Source organism: Bartonella grahamii ATCC 700132 (assembly GCF_000518085.1).
Lineage (GTDB): Bacteria > Pseudomonadota > Alphaproteobacteria > Rhizobiales > Rhizobiaceae > Bartonella > Bartonella grahamii.
Window position 1 is genome coordinate 154,105 of the sequence record NZ_JACX01000004.1, and the last position, 10,856, is coordinate 164,960.

Genomic DNA, 10,856 nt, shown 5'->3' on the forward strand with positions numbered 1-10,856 from the left:
GAAAAGTTACTTCTCATTTTTAGGGGAAGAAAAAGGGGGAGGATTAATAAAATTAATCACGTTTTTTTATTTAAGATGGAGTAAGAATCATGTCGGATGAAGATCGGCTGATAGAACTAGAAATAAAGCTAGCTTACCAAGAAAAATTCATTGAGGAACTTTCTCGAGTGGTAACTAATCAATGGAAAAGTTTAGATGAGATATCTAAAAAAGTTGATGTCTTAGCGAGACGATTTTCAGATTTAAAAGAACAGAGTGTTACTGAAGCTGTTATTTTACCATTTTCTCAATAGGGAGAAGGTGCTTAAAAATTCTTCTGTTGATATTCTCTTGGATTTTTTTAGATGTAATAGGGTGGATATTACAATGGGAGGAAGGTGCGAAATGTTCTTTATTACAATTGCAATTATTTACAGATTAGTTTTTATTTAACGCATTTTGTTAGATTTGTAGAATAATTTTTATAAGCTTCTTCATTAATTTCAAGAAGTTCCAATTTTATAAGGAGTGCTGATATTAGAAGACGTTTTTTATATGTGATTTCTAGTACTAAAATTAAGAAAAGTTTTTGTAGAGTATAAAAAAGCATCCATAAAAATATATGAACTTCAATATGTTAAGTTTTTTCTGTACAGAGTTTTCTATAGATGGGAGTTAGATTTATTCGCTAATTTTTTTAAATTGATACAAATGAAGCGATGTTATCGTTATCCATAGAAATCATAAGTGAGCGCGTATATTTATAATAGAGCGTTTTAATCCATTCTGATGATCAAGTTATTTTCAGTTGTTTTAATCGGGTGAGGTGCTCTAAGCTATATCGGTTGTGTATGGTACAAAGAGCTCTAGAAGTCTTTTTCAAGATTAAATATATTCTTCGTTATATGTATATGATATTTGGTGAAAAGGTTTTTGTTTTTCGTAATTTAAGATACAAAATACTATTGCTAAAGCACCAAAGATAAACCATGCTGGTAAATAAGTGAGAGTAATGCAAATTGAGGACAGAAAATCAGGCATTACCTTGCATAGAGATTGATTAAGGTGATAGACATCTGTTTGCAGAAGGTTTATTAAAATTTTATTAAAGGGGGTTGTTGTCCAATGTGATGTGATTACAGAGTGTGCATTATCAATGACCAATGCTATAATGGTTAGTGTAACGAAAATGAAGGACATTAATTTAAATAAATAGTGGAGCATATTTTTTCTTAAAACTTCAACGGGGCATATGTATAATGCACAAAAAAATAAGGAGTTGCATTATGATAAGAAAATAAGTTTACGTTTGTTTTGTGTTTTTTGAAAAAGGTGCCTAATTTTTCGATAAAAGTTGAGGTTAGGCTCAACAAAAGTAATGAGGCATGATGTTTGAAAAAAAGCACAATGAATTGAAGCGTAGCCTTCAAAATCGCCATATTCAAATGATTGCTTTGGGTGGTGTTATTGGGACGGGACTTTTTTATGGGTCAACCGAGGCAATTCAATTAGCTGGTCCCTCAGTCATTTTGTCTTATCTTGTTGGCGGACTTATTATGTACTTCATTATGCGAATGCTTGGTGAAATGTCAGTAGAAGAACCGTCTTCAGGAGCATTTAGTTTTTTTGCTTATAAATATTGGGGGAGATTAGCTGGTTTCATAACAGGTTGGAATTATTGGTTTCTTTATATTCTTGTGAGCATGGCTGAACTTACAGTGATAGGGTTTTACCTTGATCATTGGATTTTGATTGATCACTGGAAGGCATCTTTCGTTGTTCTTTTATTTGTTACATTCATTAACTTGTTTAATGTTCGTTTTTATGGAGAATTTGAATTTGCTTGCGCTTTGATCAAAGTGGCTGCTGTTATTGGTATGATTATTTTGGGAATTTTTCTCATTGTCACTGGACTAGGGGAAAATCAAGCGAATATTCATTATCTTTGGGACCATGGCGGTTTTTTTCCTTATAGAGCAGTAGGGGTTGTTTTAGCGACTTCTGTAGTAATGTTTTCTTTTGGAGGAACAGAGCTTATTGGTATTGCTGCTGGAGAGGCATCTGATCCACAAAAAACAATTCCAGCGGCTATCCGTCAAGTTATGTGGAGGATTATAATTTTTTATATTGGTTCTATCAGCGTTATTATGATAATCAGCCCTTGGAATATGATTGGAAAAAATGGTAGTCCTTTTGTTACAATTTTCGAGACTATAGGAATTCCTGCTGCTGGTCATATTTTGAATTTTGTGGTGATTATGGCTGCTATTTCTGTTTACAATAGTGGCATTTATTCTAATGGACGTATGCTTTATAGTTTAGCTGTACAAAAAAATGCACCACATATTTTTAGTAAACTGAGTGCTGCTCGTGTTCCTTATATTGCTATCCTTTTTTCATCATTCTGTACGGTGTTGATTGTCGTTGTTAATGCTCTTGTTCCTGATAATAGTTTCATGCGGATCATGGCTCTTGCAACTGCAGCAGCAGTGATCACTTGGGCTATTATTGTTATTGTTCATTTGAAATTTCGCAATGCACATAAGAACAGAAAAGGCAACTTTACTTATGCGTTTGGTTTATATCCTTACGCTAACTATCTTTGTCTCTGCTTTCTTACTTTATTATTTTGCATTATGTTTATCAGTGGTTTTGGGCAAAATGGATTGATGACTCGACTTTTTGATATGATAGGAATAAGCGTGCCTTTTCTTGAAACATATATTCCTGTACAGATGCCTGATATGAGTTTGGCAGTCATTATTATTCCTCTATGGTGCTTATTATTACTTTTAGGTTATAAACTGAAACGATAGAGAAAGAAGAGCTAATAAAAGGGATTGATTGGAATAAATCTTGGGGACTATAAAATTTGATGAGGTAACACAAGTTTTTGGTGATTTGTGTGTTTTAAGGAATATTACTGTACAGCTTACCGAAAAACGAATTGCTGTTATAGGTGCGAATGGTTCTGGAAAAAGTACATTTGTTCGTCTTATTAATGGACTCCAATTACCATCTCACGGTTTTGTAAGCGTTGATGGGCTTGATACCAAGCGCGATGCAAAAGCAGTAAAGCGTAAAGTTGGATTTGTATTTCAGAATCCCGATAATCAGATTGTTTTACCATTAGTTGAAGAGGACTTATCATTTGGTCTCAAAAATTTAAAGCTTAGTAAAGATGAAATTAAGGAGCGTGTAGATGAAATTTTACAGCGCTATGAACTTCAAGACTTCAGAAATCACGCTGTCCATTTATTAAGTGGTGGACAAAAACAACTCGTTGCTATTTCCGGTGTAGTTGCAATGAAACCAGACTACATTATTTTTGATGAGCCGACGACATTACTTGATTTGCGAAATAAGCATCGCGTTACGCAAGTGATAGAAGAATTACCACAAACGGCAATAGTTGTATCGCATGATTTGGAGTTTTTGAAAAAGTTTGATAGAGTGCTGGTTTTTGATAAGGGGGAGATAGCAATTGATGATGTACCTTTTGTTGCTATCAAGGAGTATATAAGAAGAATGTCATGATCGGTTTATATATTCCAAGGGATACGTTTATTCATAGGTTAAGTCCTGGAGTTAAGTTATTATTTCTTGCGGCGTGTGGAACTTTTATAATAATGGTTTCTTCCATAGCGCTTCTTGGGTTATTTTTGTTGTTGGTCATCTTATTCTATAGAGTCGCCAAGGTCCCTCTCAAAACTGCGATAAAGCAATTTAAATCGATGGGATTGCTTTTAGTTCTTCTATTTGTATTTCAAACTATTTTTAGCGGTTGGCTTACGGGGGTTGAGGTCATATTACGTCTTGTTATCCTCTTTTCTTTATCATCACTTGTTTCATTCACAACAAAAGTTTCAGATATGGTGGATGCAATTGAAGTCGGGCTTCAGCCTTTTTGCTGTTTTGGTATAAATCCATCAAAAGTGAGTATGGTTATCTCTATGGCGATCAGGTTTATTCCTCTTTTGAGTGAAAAGTTTAATGAGGTACATGAAGCACAGCAAGCACGGGGACTTAATACTAACATTGTCGCTCTTGCGATACCTTTAATTATACGAACCATAAGAATGGCTTCAGAAGTGGCTGAAGCATTGGAAGCGCGTTCTTATGATGCTGATACCATTGATACAGCATCTCATAATAATCAAAGTTTTTTATAGTGAAAGAAGAATCAAATGAATACAAAAGATTTAGTTTATATTGCTTTATTTGCCGCTATTTATGCTATTTTGGGCCTTTTCCCTTCTATCTATCTTCCTTTTCTTCTAGGGGTACCTATTACAGCTCAATCGATGGGACCGATGCTAGCAGGGTCTATTCTTGGGGCAAAAAGGGGTGCTTTAGCGTCACTCCTTTTTCTTGTTCTTGTTGCGATTGGATTACCTCTGTTGCCTGGTGGTCGCGGTGGGATCAGTGTCTTTTCAGGGATTGCAAGTGGTTACTTAATAGGTTTTCCATTTGCTGCATTTTTTATTGGTTTAATGGTAGAATTGTTTTGGAAGCGGTTAAATTTTATAACATTATTTGTGATAAATATTGTTGGTGGCATTGGGATAGTTTATTCTTTTGGTGTTCCATGGACAGCGTATATGACCAAAGTCTCTTTACCGAAGGTTTTAATGGCTTCATCAGGTTTTTTGATAGGCGATTGTTTAAAAGTGTTGATTGCATCCTTTGTTGCACTCGCGATTAAAAGATCTGTTCCTCTCATTCATTCAAAGCATAATAAGAACAAGCTAAAATAAATGTATTATTTTGTTATGCTGTTATTATATGATATTCATGTATCACAATAAGTTTACTGAATTTAACCATAGTAATCTATGATGTAATTAAACATTGTAGAATCTAATGTGATTTATATAAGTGATATTATTAAAATAAATTATTATAGTATTTTTCTCTATATCTAAGGCATTTAAAGTGTACTTTTATAAATCTGATACTTTTTATTAATTATACAACAATAACAAAAGTTTTTTCATAGTGAAGGAATAATTCAGTGAATACAAAAGATTTAGTTTATATTGCTTTATTTGCCGCTATTTACGCTGTTTTGAGTCTTTTTCCTCCTATTTATCTTCCTTTTTCGCTGGGTGTCCCTATTACAGCTCAGTCTATGGCTCCGATGTTAGCAGGCTCTATACTTGGAGCGAAAAGGGGAGCTTTAGCATCACTTCTTTTCCTTGTTCTTATTGCGATTGGGTTACCTCTATTGCCTGGTGGTCGTGGTGGAATTAGTGTTTTTTCAGGAGTTACGAGTGGTTATCTGATTAGTTTTCCATTTGCTGCATTTTTTATTGGTTTAATGGTAGAATTGTTTTGGAAGCGGTTAAATTTTATAACATTATTTGTGATAAATACTGTGGGCGGCATTGGGATAGTTTATTCTTTTGGAATACCATGGGTAGCTTATATGACTCAGGTTCCTTTGCTGACGGTTTTAATAAGTTCATTAGGTTTTTTGGCTGGTGGTTTCTTGAAAGTGCTGATTGCATCCTTTGTAGCGTTGACCATTAAAAAAATCGCTCCTCTCATTCATTCTTAAAAAGGGGTAGTTCTGTACTGAAGAACAATTTTTGCCAAATGTATGTGGATTAAAAAGTACCACGGAATACTATTCTGTTTTATTTACTTTTTATTGGTATTTTATCTGTATAGCTCTCAAAGGTAGCCATACGAAAGTTGAATATTTCGGCACCAAAATTTATTTTTTGCTTTCAGGAGCAGACCCCTAAATAGTCAATTAATATCATTTTATTCAACATGCTTGTAAGTTTTATTCGATTTGCATATTATATGCATAACGCCTTAGGATTATTTTTTATATTTTCAGTTAATTAATCGATAATTCAGTGTTCATTTAAAACTCTTGATGTACATAATACCCTTATAAATGTGTTAATATAAGGTATAAAAATAAGATTTGAGTGGGATGAAGCTAAAACAAAAATTAATCTTAAAAAGCACCGTGTAAGTTTTGAAATGGCTGCATGTGTTTTTTCGGACCCATTCTCCATAGCTAAACAAGATCGTATTGAAAACGGAGAGTATGGTTAGCAAGCTTTAGGGCTCATGGATGGTTTTTTATTATTATTCGTAGCGCATACTGTCCATGACGATAAAGATGGCATAGAGGTAATCCGTATTATTTCAGCACGGTGAGCCAACTTGAAAGAAAGGAAACGTTATAAAGAAGAAAGTTCGTTATGAAATTGAGGTAGGTAACTTATCACCTATGACAGAGAGAGTTGAAGTTGATAAACTGGCTGTAATGTCGGACAGTGCAATTGATCATAGAGATATTTCGTCACTCAATGATGCGTTCTCGAAAAACGCCGTTCTCAATCCATTCTATAAACCAACGAAAACTGTTGCTAACTGTGCGTGTGGATTCAGACATGCTAGCGTGGCTTAAAAGTCAAGGAAAAGGATATCAAACACGGATTAACGCCATTTTACGTGATGCCACGCTTCGTTCGATGCGTTGATTTCTCTTCCACTTAAAAGCAGGGAAGGGGGAGCCATATTCTAAAAATCTAAACAACTTTCACTGCAGAGTTCTCTAAACTCGTATTGCTTTTGTAATTTAAATTTTATAGCTTTCATTTTCAGCTAAACGATTCTAAACGATGTAATATATCCTAGATAGATGGAACTTCCACATAATCACTGAGATAAATTGGACAGGACTCACCATCTGATAAGATTATGAACATTGTAATTGTGTTAATTCTATGAATACCATTAAATTCCTTTCTTATAAATATAAAATAGATGTAGACTCAGAATTAGTTAATATAAGTCGTGCTGATAAATTTCTAGAGGAGGGAATGTACCATCCTATAGTTGATAATCAATGTGTTACCTTAATAATTGAAAAGTTTTCTGTGAACTCGAAGATCTGCTATTGGATTTATGTTTTAATGGGAGAAAAAAGTCCTTACAATCCCGAAGTGATTGATTCTGAAAATGGCTTTCAGAATATTCCTAACCCACGTCCTAAAAAATTAGTTGAACAGAATCAGCAATATTTTGGAATTTTGATTCCTACAAAGTTCACTCTTTTTTCTTCTAATAAAAAGTTAAACAAATTCTTGCAGTTACACTACAAAGAATCTTTTTCTCCGAAAACGATTGATATCTCACCTGACATTGTTGATAAGCAAGAGTTCGAAAAAAAATTGCGTTCAATTAGAGAAATAAAACTGAAATATAAACAACCAAAACAATCAGACTTTTTTGCAATGCCATCAGAAAGTTACTTGATAGAGATGGCTAAAAATTCCCTTGATGAACTTCCCACTGATGATTTGAGAGAAATAGAGTTAAGCTTAGACATTAAATTTAAAGAAAAAAATAATTTAAATGATTTTTTTTGGAATTTTTTAAGAAAAGATGAAATAAATCCCGCATTGAAAAAATTAAGTTTTGTTGGAAATACATATGATGATTTTGATATAATCTTTAATACTGAAACTTTTCAACATAAATTTTCTATTAAAGCACATAAAGATAATAATGGTATGTATAATGAAGACTCTGTAAAAGCAGAATTAAAGCATGAAATCGTAAATTTTACTGTACCTCTTTAATAGAGCTCTGTAGCGCGTAAATAGATATATTTATTAAACTGCGTGTACGGGACATAAGAAAGAATACACAGACTAAAAAAAGTACCAAAGTATAATATTTGAATATCCAAGAGCAATATCTAAGTACCAAAGTACGGTATCCAATGAAAAAGAAAACTTGTGCTCCACGTAATTAGAAATGACAGGAAAAGAAACAGTTTCTTTATAACTACTTGGGAAAATCAAAACAACAAGCACTAAAGTTATTAATTTTAGGAGACTGTGCATATACTGTTGTAAATCACATGTTAATCTCTTCCAACCTGTTGTATTGCCGCATTTATATTGTGGGTTGTTTTGCAACTCAGAAGGGATATTAGAATTGCATAAAATTGCAAAAACAGTTGTAACTATCACCAAAGAAATAGACGCGAATGTCAAAATACCCTGAATAAAGTCAAGATTTTTTCTTATTCCTGAAAAACATAAAAATACAAAAATTATAATGCCAAACAAGGCTTTTCTTTGCTTATTTGTAAACATATTCATTTCCTGTGGAAAAATTATGATCTCAATTTCTTAAATTATTTTCTGATATAAAAACACAAACTACCGTTTAGTTTTTTCAGCATTTGCTTTTCTTTTAATAGCAATGTCTTCTATTGCATCCAGTTGCTTTTAATATTTTAGTTAACCTCGTCTATGATTTATCTATAGTTGATGATAGCTTTAAACACAGAGCTCCATACCCCGTACCTCCGCTTGCATTTTGATACCCAAATCCACTTTCAAAAAAGTCCATAGCACTGGCAACCCTTTCATAAAGATTAAAGAAACACTCTGCTACTTCAAAAATACACGAAAGGGATTCATAACTGCCACAATATCTTTTGCGCTGATGCTGGCTATTCATGTTTTAAAAAACAAATATTTTGAAATTCGCGTATCCTAAAATCCTTAATTTGTATTAATGGATTTATTTACTTTATAAATTCGATACTACAGAGCCATTTTGGCTTCTAGAAATGCATTGTACATTAAAAAAACTTTTTAATCACTCTTTAAATGCATATCCAATCCAAAAATGATCAGCACTTTTCACTATTTTGCTATTTTTTAGAAATCTATTTTAAACTCTCCTATCATTAATTCATGAAGAGTTTTGTCTCGTGAAAGAAGATCTTTTAAATCTCTTCACAATACTTAAAAAAATCTGTTGCTCTTGGAATGATTTTTTTAGACATGCCTTCTACTTTGCTCTGCAAAATGCGTTTTAAGGACTCTTTCAAAATCAATAAGGAAATACCTTTGAGTTCAGTTTGATAAGCTTGAGAAGAGGTGTCATAGTCCATATCTTTTCGCATGTGAAAGCCACCACAAGAGAACAAGCGAAAAGTGTCAGAGATATCATCATTTGAAGCTTTTATAGCAATAAATCTGTGACGCCATCAAGCCTTAAGTGCATTTTCTTTGTTTACCCACATAAGTTTTTCTTCATTCGGTTTTTGTTTTTAATTTTCCATACGACACACTGCTATTTCAGGCTATTGCTTTGGAGTGATTAAGATTTGTAAGTAAAACAACATTTTCTTTTTCTACTTTTTCGTATGTATTCATGATGGCTTTGCGAATAGTCTTGGTGTTTGACAAAATTTCTGATTCTAACTTTTTGCAATATGATGCAAGCTCTGAAGCGCTTGGCATGAATAACTTTGGATATTTCTTCTACTTTACCACAGCAATTTGCTTAATAGCCTCTTGTAGGATTAGAGATGAAACGCTTTTAAGAGCCATTTCGTAGAAAAGAGCAAAAAAAAATCATGGTTCATATCTTTAGGGATTTTCATTCCAGAAGAAAGTAAACGAAAAGCAAAATAAATCTCATTAGCAGAATTTTTTAGACACTAATTCATCTAACTGTTGGCAAATTTTAAGTCTATTTTACTCTGTCTGCACGGTCATCTCAAGATTGTTGTTGTTGAAGGTGTGATGGAAGATATTACCCTTGATGGGCATAAAGTTGGAAGGAAATCTCAAGGAGAAATCACCACAGCTTTTCCAAACCTTATTGGGAAGCCGACCAATCTGCGCCAGATAGAGCAAGGGCTTGATCAAATCAATCGGCTTTTCTCACGCCAAGCCACCATTAATCTTGGTGCGGGGAGCAATTCGGGTGGTTCGATACTCGATGTTCATATTGAAAAACAGAAACCTTGGCTTATTACGCTTTCCAGCGATAATCTTGGTGCTAAAGCAACAGGAATTTATCAAACGCGCTTGAGCCTTTCTTTTGATGATCTGTTAGGGATCAATGATCAATGGTCGTTTAGCTATCAGCGTTCTATGGATGGTAGTCCGCATCATTTTTCTCACAAGCGCCCCAATAGTGATACTCTAACGGGATCATTTTCTCTTCCCTATGGCACTTGGACAACAGGTTTTGATGGGACGTGGAGCCAATATCATTCGAGTGTTAAGGGGATATTTTCCGATATTATGACTGCGGGGAAGTCTTTATCGCTGACACCATGGATTTCACGGGTTATCGACCGTGATCAAGAGGGAAAGACCTGGGTTACGGGACGGTTGACATGGAAATATTCTGATAATTTTATTATGGGCAGTCGGGTTGATGTTTCCAGCCGTAAATTGGCTATTGCAACCTTTGAGCTTGATCATTCGCGCAAGTGGCTTGGAGGAGAATTAAGCGCGCATATAGGATTTCATAAGGGTTTGGCAATTCTTGGCGCTTATGACGATAAAGAGCAAGAGAATGCAACAAAAAATTCACCCAAAGGGCAATTTTCCAAATTGTCTTTTTCCCTAGGCTACGTGCGTCCTTTTTCGCTCAAACAGTATAACTTTCGCTATAACACACTGTTTTCAGGACAATTATCACCCGACACGTTGTTTAGTTCAGAGCAAATATCGCTTGGTGGCAGTTCCTCTGTGCGCGGGGTGCGTGAGGCGATTTATTATGGCAATAATGGGGTGTTTTGGCGCAATGAATTGTCGCTGTTGTTGCCAGGTTTTTCTTCGAGAATGGGGCGTAAATTTATGAGCCAATTCTCCCCTTATATGGCGCTTGATCTGGGGGCTGTAGCCAATGATGTAAGCAAAAACAGTTTTGGCGGGCGCCTCGTTGGGGCAACTCTGGGTTTCCATGCAACCGGAGACATTACGGATGTTGATGTGTCTTATTCGAATATTTTAACCCAATCAACAGTGCGAGAAAAGGGGAATAAGACAGGGTTATTTCAAGTGCGGGCATTATTGAGATTTTAGAGCAAA

At 34.5% G+C, this 10,856-nt stretch carries 11 protein-coding genes and 1 pseudogene; 10 read left to right on the forward strand and 2 right to left on the reverse strand.

All coding sequences use genetic code 11. The features are described 5' to 3' along the window. Nucleotides 1–89 precede the first annotated feature (89 nt). From U736_RS0102075 to U736_RS0102110, 9 genes are all read left to right on the forward strand, one after another. Nucleotides 90–293 (forward strand): SlyX family protein, encoded by a 204-nt coding sequence (locus U736_RS0102075; protein ID WP_012754685.1) that lies wholly within the window; start codon nt 90–92, stop codon nt 291–293. Nucleotides 294–1,367: 1,074 nt separating this feature from the next. Further along, nucleotides 1,368–2,795: an amino acid permease gene (locus U736_RS0102080; protein ID WP_012754687.1), complete on the forward strand. Its 1,428-nt coding sequence runs from the start codon at nt 1,368–1,370 to the stop codon at nt 2,793–2,795. Nucleotides 2,796–2,835: 40 nt separating this feature from the next. Further along, on the forward strand, nt 2,836–3,516 hold the full coding sequence (locus U736_RS0102085) for an energy-coupling factor ABC transporter ATP-binding protein (protein ID WP_012754688.1): 681 nt from the start codon (nt 2,836–2,838) through the stop codon (nt 3,514–3,516). Further along, nucleotides 3,513–4,151, forward strand: coding sequence for an energy-coupling factor transporter transmembrane component T family protein (locus U736_RS0102090; protein ID WP_012754689.1), 639 nt, complete (start codon nt 3,513–3,515; stop codon nt 4,149–4,151). The genes U736_RS0102085 and U736_RS0102090 overlap by 4 nt, the downstream gene beginning before the upstream one ends. Nucleotides 4,152–4,166: 15 nt before the next feature. After that, nucleotides 4,167–4,736 carry a biotin transporter BioY gene (locus U736_RS0102095; protein WP_012754690.1) on the forward strand — a complete coding sequence of 190 codons (570 nt, stop codon included), beginning with the start codon at nt 4,167–4,169 and terminating at the stop codon, nt 4,734–4,736. A 257-nt stretch (nt 4,737–4,993) separates the two neighbouring features. After that, on the forward strand, nt 4,994–5,539 hold the full coding sequence (locus U736_RS0102100) for a biotin transporter BioY (protein ID WP_012754691.1): 546 nt from the start codon (nt 4,994–4,996) through the stop codon (nt 5,537–5,539). A gap of 371 nt (nt 5,540–5,910) precedes the next feature. Continuing rightward, on the forward strand, nt 5,911–6,051 hold the full coding sequence (locus U736_RS13055; protein ID WP_274532019.1) for a BrnT family toxin: 141 nt from the start codon (nt 5,911–5,913) through the stop codon (nt 6,049–6,051). A 257-nt stretch (nt 6,052–6,308) separates the two neighbouring features. After that, nucleotides 6,309–6,482 carry a BrnA antitoxin family protein gene (locus U736_RS12680; protein WP_245256877.1) on the forward strand — a complete coding sequence of 58 codons (174 nt, stop codon included), beginning with the start codon at nt 6,309–6,311 and terminating at the stop codon, nt 6,480–6,482. Nucleotides 6,483–6,728: 246 nt separating this feature from the next. Further along, a complete protein-coding gene (locus tag U736_RS0102110) occupies nt 6,729–7,586 on the forward strand; it encodes a hypothetical protein (RefSeq protein ID WP_012754692.1) in 858 nt (285 codons plus the stop codon). Here U736_RS0102110 and U736_RS10785 read toward each other — a convergent pair. Then, nucleotides 7,570–8,108 (reverse strand): annotated as a pseudogene (locus tag U736_RS10785) (hypothetical protein). The gene U736_RS0102110 and the pseudogene U736_RS10785 overlap by 17 nt on opposite strands. A gap of 641 nt (nt 8,109–8,749) precedes the next feature. Continuing rightward, complete coding sequence (locus U736_RS12125; RefSeq protein ID WP_026500227.1) at nt 8,750–8,929, reverse strand: hypothetical protein; 180 nt, start codon at nt 8,927–8,929, stop codon at nt 8,750–8,752. Nucleotides 8,930–9,485: 556 nt separating this feature from the next. Here U736_RS12125 and U736_RS0102130 point away from each other — a divergent pair. Next, nucleotides 9,486–10,850 (forward strand): ShlB/FhaC/HecB family hemolysin secretion/activation protein, encoded by a 1,365-nt coding sequence (locus U736_RS0102130; protein ID WP_026500228.1) that lies wholly within the window; start codon nt 9,486–9,488, stop codon nt 10,848–10,850. Nucleotides 10,851–10,856: the final 6 nt, after the last annotated feature.